Here is a 15,788-nt window from a genome sequence, read left to right on the forward strand (position 1 = left end):
CATGGTCCTGCTGCGCCTGATCAGCCGCAACGCCCGGCGCCACAGACTGCGCTCCATCCTGACCGTGCTGGGGCTGATGGTCGCCACCATCTCGTTCGGCTTCCTGCAGACGGTGGTCGATGCCTGGTACGCCGGCGCCGAAGGGGCGGCCAATACCTCGCTGGTGACGCGCAACGCCACCTCGCTGGTGTTTCCCCTGCCCCTGTCCTACGAAGCGCGCATCCGCGCCACGGAGGGCGTGCAGCGGGTGGCTTACGCCAACTGGTTCGGCGGCGTCTACCAGGACCCCAAGAATTTCTTCGCGCAGTTCGCCATCTCCGGCGCCAGCTACCTGGATATCTACAGCGACTACCTCATGCCCGAGGCCGACCGCGCCGCCTTCCTGCGCGACCGCAAGGGCGCGCTCATCGGCCGCAAACTGGCCGACCAGTACGGCTTCAAGGTGGGCGACATCATCCCGATCAAGGGCACCATCTATCCCGGCCAATGGGAATTCGTGGTGCGCGCCATCTACGACGGCAGGAAGGAGACCACCAACACCGCCACCATGTTCTTCCACTGGGACTATGTGAACGAGAGCATCAAGAAGATCGCGCCGCGCCGCGCCAACCAGGTCGGCGTGTACGTGGTGCAGATCAAGCAGCCCGAGAACGCGGCCCTGGTCTCGGGCCAGATCGACAGCCAGTTCCGCAATTCGCTGGCCGAGACCCTGACCGAGACGGAAAAAGCCTTCCAGCTGGGCTTTGTGTCGATGTCGGAGGCGATCGTGGTGGCGGTGCGCATCGTCTCCTTCGTGGTCATCGTCATCATCATGGCGGTGATGGCCAACACCATGGCCATGGCCGCGCGCGAACGGCTGGCGGAATACGCCACGCTGAAAGTGCTCGGCTTCGGCCCCGGTTTTCTGGCGGCGCTGATTTTCGGCGAATCGCTGCTGCTGGCGGCGGCCGGCTGCGTGCTGGGCGTGCTGCTGCTGTTCCCGCTGGCGGCGGGCTTCGCCAAGGCCATGGGCACCATGTTCCCCGTGTTCCAGGTTGCACCGCTGACGGTGCTGCAACAGGTGCTGGCGGCGCTAGCGGTCGGCCTGGTGGCGGCGATCGCGCCCACACTGCGCGCGACCCGCGTCAATATCGTGGAGGGCCTGCGCAGCATCGGCTAAACGCATGACCATTCCGCTTTCCTACATCTTCCGCAATCTATGGACGCGCCGCCTGACCACGGTGCTGACGGCCGGCGGCCTGGCCCTGGTGGTGTTCGTGTTCGCCACCGTGCTGATGCTCGACGAAGGCTTGCGCACCACGCTGGTCAGCACCGGCGAGCAGGATAACGCCGTCATCATCAGGCGCTCGGCCGAGACCGAGGTGCAAAGCGGCGTCGACCGGCGCCAGGCGGCCATCATCGGCAGCCATCCCGCCATCGCGATGGGGAGCGACGGCAATCCGCTGGTGTCGAAGGAGACCGTGGTGCTGATTTCCCTGCACAAGCGCGGCTCGGACAAGCCGTCCAATGTGGTCATCCGCGGCATCACGCCGACCGGACTGGCCATGCGCCCGCAGGTGAAGCTGGCGGCCGGCCGCATGTTCCGCCCCGGCGCCTCGGAAATCATTGCCGGCGCCAGCATCGCGCGCCGCTTCGCGGGCGCAGGCATCGGCGAAACGCTGCGTTTCGGCCAGCGCGAGTGGACCGTGGTGGGCCTGTTCGACGCCGGCGGCAGCGGCTTCGACTCGGAAATCTGGGGCGACGCCGAGCAGCTGATGCAGGCGTTCCGGCGCGGCGCCTATTCCTCGCTGATCGTGCGCCTGGCCGACGCCGGCAGCTTCGAGCGCCTGCGCGGGGACCTGGAGGCAGACCAGCGCCTGACGGTGCAGGCCAAGCGCGAACGGCAGTTCTATGCCGACCAGTCCAAGGCCCTGTCCAACTTCATCAGCTACCTGGGCCTGATCCTGTCGATCGTCTTCTCGCTGGGGGCCACCATTGGCGCCGCCATCACCATGTACGCCTCGGTCGCCAACCGCGTCGGCGAAATCGGCACGCTGCGCGCGCTGGGCTTCCAGCGCAGCGCTATCCTGGCAGCCTTCCTGGCCGAGGCGATGCTGCTGGCGCTGGTGGGCGGCGTGGCGGGCCTGGGCTGCGCCGCCTTCATGCAGTTCCTGTCGTTTTCCACCACCAACTTCCAGTCGTTCTCGGAACTGGCATTCGGCTTCAAACTGAGCCCCGCGATCGCCGTCAAGACCCTGCTGTTCGCCCTGGCCATGGGCCTGGTCGGCGGCTTCCTGCCCGCCTTCCGGGCCGCGCGCCTGACCATCGTCGATGCCCTGCGCGCCGCCTGACGCCGTTGCAAGAACACCACGAAAGTTTCCCTCTGGTAAATAATATTGCGCAGAGGCGTGCTACACTTTGCACCCCTATGCCGCCCATCCTGCACCGCCGAACATTCCCGCGCCTGGCCCTTGCCTTATGGCTCGTGTGCGCCTTCGGCCATGCCGCGGCGGACGAGCGGCGCGTCCTGGTGCTGTACTCCCTCGGGGCGGACTCCTCCTCGGCCTGGCAAAGACTGGTGCACAAGGGCATGTACGACGAACTTGAGCGCAGCAGCCAGGGGACGACGCCGGCGATCTTCGAAGAGCGTTTCGACGCCAACCGGGTCGGCGAAGAGAAGCTGCAGGAGGGCATGGCGCCCTACCTCGAGACCAAGTACGCCGACGTCAAGTTCGACGCCATCGTGACCGAGAATTTCGTGGCGGCGCGTTTCCTTTCCAGCCATCCCGAGCTGTTCCCGGGCGTTCCGCGCCACTATGTGAACCATGGCCGCGACCAATGGATGCCGCGCGATGGCATGGGATACGAAGTGAGCTCGGACTTCGAGCGTGCCATCGGCGTGATTCCGCTGGTCGACCCGGACGTCCGCCATATCGTCGTCATCGGCGACCAGACGATGCGCGGGCAGATGTGGCTCGAGCGCATCCGCAAGATCACCCCGCGTTTTCCCGGGATCCGCTTCGAGATCTGGGACGACGGCAGCGTGACCGAGCTGCGCCAGCGCGCGGCAGTGCTGGACCAGGGCAGCGCCATTTTCATGCTGTCCTCCATACGCGGCGAAGGCTGGACGCGCATCCAGCCGCAAGATCTCGCACGGCAGATTGCCAGCGCCACCAGGGCGCCGCTGTTTACCCATTCCGAATCGCTGGTCATACCGGGCGTGGTGGGCGGCTATGTGGTCAGCGGCGAGGCCGTCGGACGCGTGATGGCGCGCCTGCTGCTTGGCCAGCCGGCCCTGGCCGGCCAGCTGCAAGGCTATTACTTCGACTACCCGACGGCGCGCCAGGCCGGCCTGCGCAATATCCCGCACGATGCGGTGATGCTGAACCGTCCGCACAATGTGTGGGAACTGTACCGCTGGCAAATCATTTCCGTGGGCGCCCTGATTTTGCTCGAAGGGGCGCTGATTACGGCGCTGGTGCTGTCGCTGCGCGCGCGCCGGCGCGCCATGGCGGACCTGGCGTCCGAACGCAATGGCCTGGAAGACCGCGTGCTGCAGCGCACGCTGGAGCTGCTGCAGGCCAACCGCAAGCTGCAGGAGCAGGCCAGCACCGATCCGCTGACCGGCATCGCCAACCGGCGCAAGATGACGGAGCAGATCGCGCAAGAGCTCGAGCGCGCGCGCCGCTTCCGTCATCCCCTGTCGCTGCTGATGATCGATATCGACCACTTCAAGCGCATCAACGATAGCCACGGCCACGAGGTGGGCGACCAGGCGATTGTCCAGACCGCGACGCTGCTGACGGCCAATTTGCGCGCGGTGGATTCGGTGGCGCGTTTCGGCGGGGAGGAGTTCGTGCTGCTGCTGCCGGAGACGCCGGTCGCTGTTGCGGCCTATGTGGCGGAGCGCTTGCGCGAACAGGCGGCCCAGTTGCGGGTCAGGACGGAGCTGGGGGACGAGGTGGCGCTGACCATCAGCATCGGCGTGGCGGCGGCCGATCCTTACGGCGCGCCCGATACGCCCTCTTCTTTGCTGGTGCGCTCGGACAAGGCGCTGTACCGGGCCAAGAAGGAGGGCCGCAACCGGGTGGTGCAGTTTTAAACCGGTAAGGCGGGGTACGACCCAAGGGTCGGACCCCGGTGTGCGGCAGCCGCGGGACGGATCTATTCCGTATCCGGCTGGGACGCAGGGTGCGCTGCCTTGAATGCCGGGAGGTCGGCGCAGTTGGCGGCGATGCGCGCAACGTTCGGGTACGGCGCCAGGTCGATGTCGAAACGCTGCGCGTTGTATACCTGCGGCACCAGGCAGCAGTCGGCGATGGTCGGGGTGTCGCCGTAGCAGAAGCGGCCGGCGTCGCCGTCGCGCTCCAGGTGCGCTTCCAGCGCCTTCATGCCCTCGCCCATCCAGTGGTGGTACCACGCCATCTTCTGCTCTTCGCTCAGGCCCATCGGGCCTTTCAGGTACTTGAGCACGCGCAAATTCATCAGCGGATGGGTGTCGCAGGCGATGGTCTGCGCCAGCGCGCGCACCCGGGCGCGGCCCACCGCGTCCTGCGGCAGCAGCGGCGCCATCGGATGCGCTTCTTCCAGGTACTCGATAATGGCCAGCGACTGCGTCAGCACGATGCCGTCGTCTTCCAGCGCCGGCAGCAGGGCGGCCGGGTTGACCTCGCGGTAGGCGGGCGCCAGCTGCTCGCCGCCGTCGCGCAGCAGGTGCACCGGCACCGCCTCATAGGCCAGGCCTTTGAGGTTCAGCGCAATGCGGACGCGGTAGGCGGCCGAACTGCGGAAATAGGTGTAGAGCTTCATGCCCGTTCCTCGTAGTTGCGTACGGTCTGGTCGATGGCGCCGAAGATGGTCTTGCCTTGCGCGTCATGCATCTCGATGCGCACGGTGTCGCCGAATTGCAGGAAGCCGGTCTGCGGCTTGCCGCTTTCGATGGTTTCATACATGCGCACTTCGGCCAGGCAGCAGTAGCCCACGCCGCCGTTGGCGATGCTCGAGCCGTGCAGGCTGCCCTGCTTGTTCGACACGGTGCCCGAACCGATGATGGTGCCGGCGCACAGTTCGCGCGTCCTGGCGGCATGGGCCACCAGCTGGCCGAAGTTGAAGGTCATGTCTTCGCCGGCATTGGGCTTGCCGAACGGCTGGCGGTTGATCTGCACCAGCAACGGCAGGTGCAGCTTGCTGTCTTCCCAGGCCTTGCCCAGTTCTTCCGGCGTGACGGCCACCGGCGAGAAGGCGCTGGCCGGCTTGGAGTTGAAGAAGCCGAAGCCCTTTGCCAGCTCGTTCGGGATCAGGTTGCGCAGCGAAACATCGTTGACCAGCATGACCAGGCGGATCGCCTTGGCCGCCTCGTCTTCGCTGGCACCCATCTTCACATCGCCGGTGATGACGGCCACTTCCGCTTCCAAGTCGATGCCCCAAGCTTCGTCCAGCGCGTAAATGGCGTCGCGCGGGCCGACGAAGCTGTCCGAACCGCCCTGGTACATCAGCGGGTCGGTGTAGAACGATGCCGGCACTTCGGCATTGCGCGCCTTGCGCACCAGCTCCACGTGATTGATGTAGGCGGAGCCGTCGGCCCACTGGTAGGCGCGCGGCAGCGGCGAGTGGCACAGGCTTTCGTCGAACGGCTGGGCGCCGGACGCGCTGCCCTGGTTCAGCAGGGCGTAGATCTGTTTCATCTGCGGTGCGGCGACGTCCCAGTTGTCCAGCGCGTCCTGCAAGGTGGCGGCGATGGCGGGAACCGGCTGGCAGGATTTCAGGTCGCGGCTAACGACGACCAGGCGGCCATCGCGGCTGCCGTCTTTCAAGGTGGCGAGTTTCATGTGTTTCCTTAATCTTGGAGCTTAATTCTGCGGCGCGTGCATCCAGGCTGCGTGCTTGGGCGCTTTTTTCGTTTTAGACCATTCTTCCAGCATGTCCCACTTCACGTCGTCCAGCTTCTGCATCATTTCCGGGGTGCCGGTGTTGGCCGCCAGTTCCAGGCGGTGGCCGTTCGGGTCGAAGAAGTAGATCGACTTGAAGATGGTGTGGTTGACGGGGCCCAGCACCTCGATGCCGGCGGCGGCCAGGCGCTCCTTGGCGGCCAGCAGTTCGTCCATCGAGGCCACTTCCAGCGCCAGGTGCTGTACCCAGGCCGGGGTGTTTTCATCGCGCCCCATCTCCTTTTGCGTCGGCAGCTCGAAGAAGGCCAGGATATTGCCCTGGCCGGCGTCCAGGAAGACGTGCATGTACGGGTCTGGGGCCTTGGTCGAAGGCACTTCATCCTCCGCGATGGCCAGCACGAAGTTCATGTTCAGGTGCTTGACGTACCACTCGACGGTCTCCTTGGCGTCCTTGCAGCGGTAGGCAACGTGGTGGATTTGCTTGATTTTCATGGCGGGCTCCTATGTATCCCGCCATTAAACTCTTGTTTCAGCTATCATACAAACGATATTTTCACGTCAATTTATTAGTTTTCCTGATGAGTCCAACTGTCCGCCAGATGCGCGCCCTGGTCGCCGTGGCCCGCAGCGGCAGCTTTACCGCCGCCGCCGAACTGCTGCATGTCACCCAGTCCGCCTTGTCGGGGCAGATCAAGGAACTGGAGCAATTGCTGGGCGTGAAAGTGGTCGAACGCAATACGCGCCGCGTGCAGCTGTCCGAGGTGGGACGCGAGCTGTACCCCTTGTTCGACAAGATGCTGCAGGATCTGGACGGTGCGATGGCCGATATCGCCAGCCGCAAAGCCCTGAAAAAAGGCATTGTGCGCGTGGCGGCGCCGCAGATGATGGCGTGCACCCTGCTGCCGCAGGTGATCGGCGCCTTCCGCGCTTCCTATCCGGACGTGCAGGTGCAACTGGTCGACTGCCCGGTCGATAATGTGGCGGCGCGCGTCGTGAGCGGCGAAGTCGATGTCGGCATCGGGCCGGAGCGCGACCTGACGCCGGAGGTGGATGCGCAGCTGCTGTTCGAAATGCCTTTTGTTGTGGTCTTCCCGGCCGGGCATGCGCTGGCCGCGCGCCGCAAGGTGGCGTGGGCGGAAGTCAACCGGCATCCCTTCATCGCTTTGCAGGGCCAGTTCACCGAACGCCTGCTGCGCGATATGACCACGCTGGCGCCGTACAACGAGGTGACCTTCATGACAACGGCGCTGGCCATGGTGGCGGCGGGACTGGGCATCACGGCCTGCCTGCCGTATGCCGAGCCGATGGTGCGCTTGTATGGCCTGGAAATGCGTCCGCTGGTCGAGCCGGAGCTAAAGCGCAAATTCTTCATCTACACCAAGACTTCGCGCACGCCCTCGCCCGCCGCCGAGCGCTTCATCAGCGTGCTGGGCGAGTATTCCCTATAATTTGCGGCATGTCGCACAATACGATTGAAGCCAACCAGGCAATGGACAAGTTCGACGGCCACCACCAGGTGTGGCTGTTCGGCTATGGCTCGCTGATTTACAAGGCGGACTTTCCATTCATCGAGCGCAGGCCCGCGCATATCCACGGCTGGTCGCGCCGCTTCTGGCAAGGGTCGCACGACCATCGCGGCACGCCAGAGGCGCCGGGCCGGGTCGCCACCCTGATTCCCTCGGCGGGCGCGGTGTGCCATGGCATGGCCTACCTCGTCACGCCGGAGGAATTTGCACACCTGGATCATCGCGAAAAGAATGGCTACCTGCGCGTGGCCATCGACATCCATTTCGATGCGGGCGGCGTCGAAGAGGGCTTGATCTATATTGCCGCTGCGGACAACGCGGCCTGGCTGGGCGAAGCGCCGGTCGAGGAAATCGCCCGCCACATCGCGTCGGCCTGCGGGCCCAGTGGTCCCAACCGCGAGTACCTGCTGCGCCTGGCCGCCGCCTTGCGCGAGATGGGCCACCACGACGAGCATGTGCACGCTATCGAGGCCCACCTTAAGCGGATTTGAGGGGATTATCAGCGACGCTATACGGCCAATCATGCGTGCCTTCCCAGTCGCTCGGAGGGAGGTGCTGAAATCTCCTGTTGTGTTCGCAGAAAACCCTCAAAATCGTCCAAATTCAGCAGATTTCAGCACCCAAAAAGACGCTTTTCAGCACCTCGTTTCAGCGGTTTCTCGAGCCCTGGCTTCGGCCTCACGATTGTCCAGGCGTTGCGCCTGCGCGGCCGCCGCGTAGCGAAGCCTGACCGCCGGTTTCCAATCCCTTTCTCCTGGAAGCTGAACATAAATGGCTTCCCATGCATTGCGCACGGTCCCAAGACTTGCCGTAGCAAACTGGTTTGGCGATACGCTTAAGCTGTTATAGATGATTTCGTCGCCAACGACCGTCGCAAAATGCACACAATATCGACTGGAAATTCGCAGGCGGGAACCATCAGGCAGAAACACAGTTTTCCACCAATATCCCAAGGGCGCCCGGCGCTTTGCCGGCCCACGCTGGCGTTCCAGCCATTCGCGGATCGCACGGTCGGCCACGTCGGCAGGGTCAAGCTCACTGCCTTGCTCGGTCAGATACTCAAGCAAGTTACGCAAAGTGCTCACAGGAATCGCCACGGACATACTAGTGCACATGCTGAAATCCCCTGCTGTGTCTGCACAAAACGTTCAAAATCGCCCGATTTCAGCAGTTTTCAGCACCTCGAAATGCCCATTTCAGCACTTCTCTCCGAGGGGCCAGGAAGGAGCACCATGGTGCCCAATCCTCCCCTAAAACAAATCCATCTGCCCCGCTTTCGCCGCAGCACGGGCACGGGCGCCGGAGGGAGGAAGGTAGTCAGGCCGCTTGAACTGGGTGCAGTCGAGTGAGCGGAACTTGCTATGGCGGCCGTGGAAGCCGAAGCGGGTAATGCCTTTTTCAATGCGCTGCTGGATCAGATCGGCCCACACGCCCTCCCCGCGCATGCGCGAGCCGAACTCGGCGTCATATTCCTTGCCGCCCCGCATATCGCGCACGCGGTTCATCACGCGCGCCGCGCGGTCGGGGAAATGCGCTTCCAGCCACTCCTTGAACAAGGGGCTGACTTCCCACGGCAGGCGCAGCACCACATAGGTCGCCATCACGGCGCCCGCATCGCGCGCAGCGGCCATGACTTTCTCGATATCCGGTTCGGTAACAAAGGGAATGATGGGCGCAATGCTGACGCCCACCGGGATGCCGGCCCTGGCCAGCGTTTCGATCGTGCGCAGGCGGCGCGCTGGCGCGGCAGCGCGCGGTTCCAGGGTGCGGGCAATCTTGCTGTCCAAGGTCGTGATGGTGACCGAGGCGGCGGCCAGATTGCGTTCGGCCATTGGCGCCAGGAGGTCGATATCGCGTTCGATCAGCGAGGACTTGGTGATCAGGCCGACCGGGTGATTGCACTCGGCCAGCACTTCCAGCACGCGCCGCGTCAGCTGGTATTCGCGTTCGCAGGGCTGGTAGGCGTCCGTATTCACGCCCAGCGCCAGCGATTCGACCTGATAGCCGGGCTTGGACAATTCAGCGCGCAGCAGCTCGGCCGCATTCACCTTGGCGAACAGCCGGGTTTCGAAATCCAGTCCCGGCGACAGGCCAAGATAGCTGTGCGACGGGCGCGCAAAGCAATAGATGCAGCCATGCTCGCATCCCCGGTACGGGTTCAGCGAAACGCTGAACGGAATGTCGGGCGACTGGTTGCGCGTCAGGATGGTTTTGGCCGTTTCCTCCGTGACAATGGTGCGCGGAGGACGCAGCTCCGCCGCCGCATCGTCCGGATCGGGCGCCCAGCCGTCGTCAAACGCTTCGCGCGCCTGCACCTCATACCTTCCTTGCATGTTTGATACTGCGCCGCGGCCTTTTTTCGCCTTCAGCGATGGCGGCGGCAGCATCACCTGCCCCTCTGGTTCATGCTCCTGCATGCTGCGCCCCGATCTAAAACACTGTGTATTTATACAGTATTCTAAACCCCCTGCGCCAGCCCTGCAAGCCAAGCTGGTATCATGCGCACTTCTCCGGGATCCCCCCCGACATTCAAAGAGCAATAACATGAGCAAATCTACGAATCTGCCCTCCTTTGGGAGCAGGATTTCCCTCGCCATTGGCGCCTTTTTCAAAACCCTGGGCGATGCGGAATTCGCTGCGCGCGTGCGCGACGACGGCCTCGGCCCCGTTGCAGCGGCACCGGTTGCCGCTGCGATGCCTACGCCAGCCCCGGCCCCGGCCCCCGCGCCCCTGCGCGAAGCCACGCCGGATGCGGCCTTGCAGCTGCTTTCGCTGTTCCAGCGCGAAGCCCGCCTGATCGACTTCACCCAGGAAAACCTGTCCGCTTATTCGGACGCCGACATCGGCGCCGCCGCCCGCGTGGTGCACGAAGGCTGCGCCAAGGTGCTGCGCGAGCACTTCACCGTCGACGCCATCCGCGCGGAAGCCGAAGGCAGCCGCGTCACGCTGCCGGAAGGCTTCGACGCCGCCGCCGTGCGCCTGACCGGCAATGTGGTCGGCAAGGCGCCGTTCACCGGCACCTTGAGCCATCGCGGCTGGCGCGCCGCCAGCGTGCGCCTGCCGAAGCTGGCGGAAGCGCATGACGCCACGGTGCTGGCTCCGGCCGAGGTGGAACTGTGAGCGATCCCCGTTACGCCATCGGTATCGACCTTGGCACCACCCACAGCGCACTGTCCTATGTCGAACTGGCCGGCAGCGACGGCGAGAAGACCGCGCACGGCGTGCTCGGCGTGCCCCAGCTGACCGCGCCGGGCACGGTGGAAGAACTGCCGCTGCTGCCAAGCTTCCTCTACCTGCCGCACCCGGACGAGCTGGCGGCCGGCGAACTGGCCCTGCCCTGGGCCGCCGCGGAAGGCCAGCCCGCCGTGACGGGCGAAATGGCGCGCAGCCGCGGCGCCACCACGCCGATCCGCCTGGTGTCCAGCGCCAAGAGCTGGCTGTGCCACCCCGGCGTGGACCGCCGCGCCGCCATCCTGCCGCATGAGGCGCCGGAAGAAGTGTCGCGCGTCTCGCCGCTGGAAGCGTCGACCCGCTACCTGAAACACCTGCGCGCGGCATGGGACCACGCCCATCCGGAAGCGCCGTTCGCACAGCAAGCCGTGACCGTCACGATCCCCGCCTCGTTCGACCCGGCGGCGCGCGAACTGACGGCCGAAGCGGCGCGCGCGGCCGGCTACGACGCCATGACGTTGCTGGAGGAACCGCAAGCTGCCCTGTACAGCTGGATCCAGAACAGCGACGGCCGCTGGCGCAAGGAAGTCAAGCCCGGCGACATCATCCTGGTGGTTGACGTGGGCGGCGGCACCAGCGACTTTTCGCTGATCGCCATCCTCGAGCGCGACGGCAAGCTGGAACCGCACCGCGTGGCCGTGGGCGACCATATCCTGCTGGGCGGCGACAATATGGACCTGGCGCTGGCCCACCTGGTGGCGCGCAAGCTGGCCGCCAGCGGCACCCAGCTCGACGCCTGGCAAATGCGCGCGCTGACTTATGGCTGCCGCGCCGCCAAGGAAGCCCTGCTGGCCAATGCGCAGGCCGAGACCTGGCCGATCGTGGTGCCCAGCCGCGGCTCGAAGCTGATCGGCGGTTCCATCCGCACCGAACTGACCCGCGCCGAAGTGTCGGCCTTCATCACCGACGGCTTCTTCCCGAAAGTCGATGCGGCCGCGCGTCCGGCCGTGCGCGCCCGCGCCGGCCTGACCCAGCTTGGCCTGCCCTACGCCCAGGACGCGGCGATCACCAGGCACCTGGCGGCCTTCCTGGCGCGCCAGGTCGGGGCCACGGCGGAACTGGCAGGCTTTACGGCCGATCCGGCGCATACCTTCCTGCATCCAAGCGCTGTGCTGTTCAATGGCGGCGTGTTCAAGTCCGAGCTCCTGGCCGGCCGCGTGATGGAGACCATCAACGACTGGCTGGCCATGGAAGGCGCCGAACCGGCCCGCATGCTGGGCGGCGCCGACCTGGACCTGGCCGTGGCCCGCGGCGCGGCCTACTACAGCTATGTGCGCCGCGGCGCCGGCGTGCGCATTCGCGGCGGCACGGCCCGTTCCTATTACGTGGCGGTGGAGTCGTCGATGCCGGCCATCCCCGGCATGGAGCCGCCGATCCAGGCCCTGTGCGTGGCGCCATTCGGCATGGAGGAAGGCAGCGAGCTCGAATTGCCGGGCCAGGAATTCGGCCTGGTGGTGGGCGAACCGGTGCACTTCCGCTTCTTCGGTTCTTCCGTGCGCCGCCAGGACCCGATCGGCGCCGTGCTGGATTTCTGGGGGCCGGACGAACTGGTGGAGCTCAATGAAATCCAGGCCACGCTGTCGCCGGACGGCCGTGCCGTGGGCCAGGTGGTGCAGGTGCGTCTGCACGCCTATGCCAGCGAAGCGGGCACGCTGGAACTGCTGGCGGTGGCACAGGATGGCCAGCGCTGGCAGGTCGAATTCGACGTGCGCGGTTCCGGCGAGGGCCAATGACGCAATACCTGGTCAGCATCGACCTGGGCACCACCAATTCGGTGCTCGCTTATGCGGCCCCGGACGGCGAGGTGCGGCTGTTCGATGTCGAGCAGCTCACCGCGCCCGGCGAGATCGGCAGCGCCGCGCTGCTGCCCTCGTCCCGCTATCACCCCGCCGCCGGCGAATTTGCCGACGGCGAATTGCAGCTGCCCTGGCCGGAACCGGCGCTGGCCGACGCGCCGCCGGGCGCCGTCATCGGCCGCCTTGCGCGCAAGCTGGGCGGCCAGGTGCCGGGACGCCTGGTGGCCAGCGCCAAGAGCTGGCTTTCGCATACCGGCGTCGATCGCATGGCGCCGGTGCTGCCGTGGGGCGCTGCGGACGAGGTGCCGCGCGTGTCGCCCGTTGCCGCCAGCGCCAGCTATCTCGCGCATCTGCGGGCGGCCTGGAATACCCGCTTTCCTTCGGCGCCGCTGGAGCGGCAGCAAGTCGTACTGACCATTCCCGCCTCCTTCGACGAAGGCGCGCGCGCCCTGACGCTGGAGGCGGCGCGCATGGCGGGCCTGCCCAGCCTGCGCCTGCTGGAAGAGCCGCAGGCCGCGCTGTACGACTGGCTGTACCGCCACCGCGCGTCGCTGGCGCAGGAGCTGGGCGAGGCGCGCCTGGTGCTGGTTGCCGACGTCGGCGGCGGCACCACCGACTTCACCCTGGTCAAGGTGGAGATGGTCGACGGCGAACCGCTGCTGACGCGTATCGGCGTCGGCAATCACCTGATTCTCGGCGGCGACAATATGGACCTGGCGCTGGCCCACCTGGCCGAGCAGCGCCTGGGCGCCGGCGACACCCAGCCTGCGCAGCGCCTGTCGGCGGTGCGCCTGGCGCAGCTGACAGAACGCTGCCGCGCCGCGAAGGAGGCCTTGCTGGCGGCCGACGCGCCAGAGCAGGTCCCGGTGACCCTGCTCGGCGCCGGCTCGCGCCTGGTGGGCGCCACCCGTTCCATCGCCCTGCAGCGGGACGATGTCGAACGCATCGTGCTGGACGGCTTTTTCCCGCGCAACGAAGCGCAGCAGGACGCGCAGTCGCGGCGCGGCGGCATCGTCGAATTCGGCCTGCCCTACGCCAGCGATCCCGCCGTCACGCGCCACCTGGCCAGCTTCCTGCGCCAGCACGCGGCGGCGGCGCGGGCGGCACTTGGGCAGGCGGATGACGGCCGCCTGCCCGTCCCCGACACCCTGCTGCTGAACGGCGGCGTGTTCCGCGCCGCCAGGCTGGCCGAGCGCCTGGCCGAGACGCTGTCCACCTGGCGCGGCCAGCCGGTGCGCGTCCTGCATAACGACGATCCCGATGTCGCGGTGGCGCGCGGCGGCGTCGCCTATGCGCTGGGCCGGCAAGGGCTGGCGCCGGCCATCGCTGGCGGTTCGCCGCGCAGCTACTGGCTGCTGCTCGATCACGCCAGCGCCCCCGGGGTGACGCGCCGCGCCGTCTGCCTGCTGCCGCGCGGCGCCGCCAGCGGCCACGAAGTGCGCCTCGAGGAACGCAGCTTCGCCCTTCGCCTGGGGCGGCCGGTGCGCTTTCACATCGCCACCACCCTGGCCGACGCGGTGCCGCCGCAGGCGGGCGATATCGCCGACCTCGCGCCGGAGGAACTGACGGCGCTGCCGGCCATCGCCACCGTGCTGCGCGACAGCGGCGATGCCGGCGCGCGCAAGGAGATCACGGTGCAGTTGGCCGCCGCGCTGACCGAAGTGGGCACGCTCGAGGTGCATTGCATGTCGGGCAGCCAGCGCTGGCAGCTGGAATTCCAGCTGCGCGAACACGGGGAGGCCGACAGCGACGACGACAACGCCGCCGAAGCGCCGTTGCCGGCGCGCCTGCCGGACGCGCTGGAGAAGATCGACCGCATCTTCGGCAGCCGCGCCCTGCAGGTGGACGTCAAGGAAGTGCGCCAGCTGCGCAGCCAGCTCGAGCACCTGCTGGGCAGCCGTGAACGCTGGGCCACGCCGCTGCTGCGCCGCCTGTTCGACGCCCTGCTCGAGCGCGCCAAGGGCCGCCGGCGCTCGCCGGAACACGAGCGCGCCTGGTTGAACCTGGCCGGCTACTGCCTGCGCCCGGGCTTCGGCCATGCGCTCGACGAATGGCGCATCGCGCAGTTGTGGGCGATGTTCGAGAGCGGCTTACAGCACCATCAGGACAGCCAGGCCCGCGTTGAATGGTGGACATTGTGGCGCCGCGTCTCGGGCGGCCTGCCGCCGCAGGCGCAACTGCGGCTGCTGGACGATTTCGCCTTCAACCTGCAGGCCGATGCCAGCGAGCGGGGACGCCGTCCCGTCACCCTGGTCAACGGCAGCGAGGAAGACATGCTGCGCCTGGGCGCATCGCTGGAGCGCATTCCCTCGGCCTACAAGGCGGAAATCGGCAACTGGATGGTGGGCGAACTGCCGAAGGCGAAACACCTGGCGGCGCAAACCCGCTACCTGTGGGCGCTGGGCCGGGTCGGCGCGCGCCGTCCCTTCCACGGCAGCGCGCATGATGTGGCGCCGGTCGAAACGGTGCAGCAATGGCTGCAGGCGGTGATGCTGCTGGACTGGAAAAAAGTCGAACCGGCGGGCTTCGCCGCTGCCCACCTGGCGCGCTTGACGGGCGACCGTTCGCGCGATATCGACGATGCCTTGCGCGCCGAAGTCGTGCGCCGCCTGGAAGCCGCCGGCGCCCCGCCAAGCTGGCCCGCCATGGTGCGCGAGGTGGTCCAGCTCGACCAGGCCAGCGCGCAGCGCATGCTGGGCGACGCCCTGCCGCCGGGCTTGAAGCTGCTCAGCTAGCGGCGCCGCCGCGCGCGGCCTGCCCTTGCTGCTGCGCGACGAAGCCGTCGAAGGCGGCGAGCACGCGGTCGTAGCGCTGGGCGTCGCCTTCCAGCTGCGCCAGCGCGTAGCAGGTCGCCTCCAGCGTCGAGAGCTGGTCCGGCGCGTGCGCCTTGCGGATCAGGTAGTGCGACGGCGGCGTGCCGCGCAGGGGCAGGCGCGGCAAGGCTTGCAGCGCCGGATTCAGGTACAGCATCTTGCGGCTCTTGCGCCAGGTCGCATCCAGCACGACCAGCTGCAACCGGGCCGGCGCCAGCGTGTCGCCGCAGGCCGGTGGCGGCGCGATGCCGAGCGAGCGGTCGCCCGGCGTGTCGGGATAGAGCAGCAGCGGCTGCCGGCCGTGCGCGCCGAGCAGCGCGTCCAGCGCCCCTTCCTCGAAGCGCTCGCCGACTGCCATGCGGCTGCCCGGAAGGCATAGATGCAGCAGGCGCGCGCTGCCCTTGGCATTCGCCACTTCCATCGGATGCTGCAGGATCAGGATGTCGACCGGGCTCGCCACCGGCGCCGCCCAACGGCAGATGCATGTGGCGGCCGGGCGCAGGCAGGTGGCGCACATCTGGCGCCGCGGCATGGGGTTCATGCCGCGGATCATAC

The 15,788-nt window shown here is 66.9% G+C and carries 14 protein-coding genes; 8 read left to right on the top strand and 6 right to left on the bottom strand.

Annotated features, from left to right (window positions below; translation table 11 throughout):
• The first annotated feature begins 1 nt into the window (after position 1).
• The 3 genes from H597_RS0124165 (at position 2) to H597_RS32330 (ending at position 4,081) form a co-directional block, all read left to right on the top strand.
• Positions 2–1,159 (top strand): ABC transporter permease, encoded by a 1,158-nt coding sequence (locus H597_RS0124165; RefSeq protein WP_028104371.1) that lies wholly within the window; start codon positions 2–4, stop codon positions 1,157–1,159.
• Between the two features lie 4 nt (positions 1,160–1,163).
• Positions 1,164–2,330: an ABC transporter permease gene (locus H597_RS0124170; RefSeq protein WP_028104372.1), complete on the top strand. Its 1,167-nt coding sequence runs from the start codon at positions 1,164–1,166 to the stop codon at positions 2,328–2,330.
• A gap of 77 nt (positions 2,331–2,407) precedes the next feature.
• Positions 2,408–4,081 carry a GGDEF domain-containing protein gene (locus H597_RS32330; protein WP_083941260.1) on the top strand — a complete coding sequence of 558 codons (1,674 nt, stop codon included), beginning with the start codon at positions 2,408–2,410 and terminating at the stop codon, positions 4,079–4,081.
• A 62-nt stretch (positions 4,082–4,143) separates the two neighbouring features.
• Here the strand turns inward: H597_RS32330 and maiA are convergent, their stop codons facing one another.
• Genes maiA through H597_RS0124190 form a run of 3 tightly spaced genes read right to left on the bottom strand, consistent with a single transcriptional unit; the run spans position 4,144 to position 6,359 of the window.
• The gene (gene maiA / locus H597_RS0124180) at positions 4,144–4,788 is read right to left on the bottom strand and encodes a maleylacetoacetate isomerase (RefSeq protein WP_028104373.1); all 645 of its coding nucleotides are present in this window, start codon (positions 4,786–4,788) and stop codon (positions 4,144–4,146) included.
• Positions 4,785–5,807 carry a fumarylacetoacetate hydrolase family protein gene (locus tag H597_RS0124185; protein ID WP_028104374.1) on the bottom strand — a complete coding sequence of 341 codons (1,023 nt, stop codon included), beginning with the start codon at positions 5,805–5,807 and terminating at the stop codon, positions 4,785–4,787. Before H597_RS0124185 ends, maiA begins: the two co-directional genes overlap by 4 nt.
• A gap of 21 nt (positions 5,808–5,828) precedes the next feature.
• Positions 5,829–6,359, bottom strand: a complete 531-nt coding sequence (locus H597_RS0124190; protein WP_028104375.1) for a VOC family protein — start codon at positions 6,357–6,359, stop codon at positions 5,829–5,831.
• Between the two features lie 86 nt (positions 6,360–6,445).
• Here H597_RS0124190 and H597_RS0124195 point away from each other — a divergent pair, with 86 nt between their 5' ends.
• Positions 6,446–7,315, top strand: a complete 870-nt coding sequence (locus tag H597_RS0124195) for a LysR family transcriptional regulator (protein WP_028104376.1) — start codon at positions 6,446–6,448, stop codon at positions 7,313–7,315.
• An 8-nt stretch (positions 7,316–7,323) separates the two neighbouring features.
• Positions 7,324–7,884 (top strand): gamma-glutamylcyclotransferase, encoded by a 561-nt coding sequence (locus H597_RS0124200; protein ID WP_028104377.1) that lies wholly within the window; start codon positions 7,324–7,326, stop codon positions 7,882–7,884.
• A 144-nt stretch (positions 7,885–8,028) separates the two neighbouring features.
• On the opposite strand, the gene H597_RS35160 is transcribed toward H597_RS0124200, so the two are convergent.
• Both H597_RS35160 and H597_RS0124205 read right to left on the bottom strand, forming a co-directional pair.
• Positions 8,029–8,478, bottom strand: a complete 450-nt coding sequence (locus tag H597_RS35160; RefSeq protein ID WP_154668265.1) for a hypothetical protein — start codon at positions 8,476–8,478, stop codon at positions 8,029–8,031.
• 165 nt (positions 8,479–8,643) lie between these two features.
• Positions 8,644–9,810, bottom strand: coding sequence for a PA0069 family radical SAM protein (locus tag H597_RS0124205; RefSeq protein WP_229632238.1), 1,167 nt, complete (start codon positions 9,808–9,810; stop codon positions 8,644–8,646).
• Between the two features lie 127 nt (positions 9,811–9,937).
• Between H597_RS0124205 and H597_RS0124210 the strand changes: the two genes are divergently transcribed.
• From H597_RS0124210 to H597_RS0124220, 3 genes are read left to right on the top strand one after another with little or no spacing between them, the layout of a single operon-like run.
• Positions 9,938–10,513, top strand: coding sequence for a DUF2760 domain-containing protein (locus tag H597_RS0124210; protein WP_028104379.1), 576 nt, complete (start codon positions 9,938–9,940; stop codon positions 10,511–10,513).
• Positions 10,510–12,357, top strand: a complete 1,848-nt coding sequence (locus tag H597_RS0124215; protein ID WP_028104380.1) for an Hsp70 family protein — start codon at positions 10,510–10,512, stop codon at positions 12,355–12,357. Before H597_RS0124210 ends, H597_RS0124215 begins: the two co-directional genes overlap by 4 nt.
• Positions 12,354–15,155, top strand: a complete 2,802-nt coding sequence (locus tag H597_RS0124220) for an Hsp70 family protein (protein ID WP_028104381.1) — start codon at positions 12,354–12,356, stop codon at positions 15,153–15,155. The genes H597_RS0124215 and H597_RS0124220 overlap by 4 nt, the downstream gene beginning before the upstream one ends.
• On the opposite strand, the gene H597_RS0124225 is transcribed toward H597_RS0124220, so the two are convergent.
• A complete protein-coding gene (locus H597_RS0124225) occupies positions 15,148–15,774 on the bottom strand; it encodes a tRNA-uridine aminocarboxypropyltransferase (RefSeq protein ID WP_028104382.1) in 627 nt (208 codons plus the stop codon). The two genes, H597_RS0124220 and H597_RS0124225, sit on opposite strands and share 8 nt — an antisense overlap.
• Positions 15,775–15,788: the final 14 nt, after the last annotated feature.

The organism is Pseudoduganella violaceinigra DSM 15887, assembly GCF_000425385.1.
In the GTDB taxonomy this organism is placed as follows: Bacteria; Pseudomonadota; Gammaproteobacteria; order Burkholderiales; family Burkholderiaceae_D; genus Rugamonas; species Rugamonas violaceinigra.

Coding starts and splice junctions, on each gene's coding strand:
- H597_RS0124165 (WP_028104371.1), top strand. CDS start 2: ATGGTCCTGCTGCGCCTGATCAGCCGCAACGCCCGGCGCCACAGACTG.
- H597_RS0124170 (WP_028104372.1), top strand. CDS start 1,164: ATGACCATTCCGCTTTCCTACATCTTCCGCAATCTATGGACGCGCCGC.
- H597_RS32330 (WP_083941260.1), top strand. CDS start 2,408: ATGCCGCCCATCCTGCACCGCCGAACATTCCCGCGCCTGGCCCTTGCC.
- maiA (WP_028104373.1), bottom strand. CDS start 4,788: ATGAAGCTCTACACCTATTTCCGCAGTTCGGCCGCCTACCGCGTCCGC.
- H597_RS0124185 (WP_028104374.1), bottom strand. CDS start 5,807: ATGAAACTCGCCACCTTGAAAGACGGCAGCCGCGATGGCCGCCTGGTC.
- H597_RS0124190 (WP_028104375.1), bottom strand. CDS start 6,359: ATGAAAATCAAGCAAATCCACCACGTTGCCTACCGCTGCAAGGACGCC.
- H597_RS0124195 (WP_028104376.1), top strand. CDS start 6,446: ATGAGTCCAACTGTCCGCCAGATGCGCGCCCTGGTCGCCGTGGCCCGC.
- H597_RS0124200 (WP_028104377.1), top strand. CDS start 7,324: ATGTCGCACAATACGATTGAAGCCAACCAGGCAATGGACAAGTTCGAC.
- H597_RS0124205 (WP_229632238.1), bottom strand. CDS start 9,810: ATGCAGGAGCATGAACCAGAGGGGCAGGTGATGCTGCCGCCGCCATCG.
- H597_RS0124210 (WP_028104379.1), top strand. CDS start 9,938: ATGAGCAAATCTACGAATCTGCCCTCCTTTGGGAGCAGGATTTCCCTC.
- H597_RS0124220 (WP_028104381.1), top strand. CDS start 12,354: ATGACGCAATACCTGGTCAGCATCGACCTGGGCACCACCAATTCGGTG.
- H597_RS0124225 (WP_028104382.1), bottom strand. CDS start 15,774: ATGAACCCCATGCCGCGGCGCCAGATGTGCGCCACCTGCCTGCGCCCG.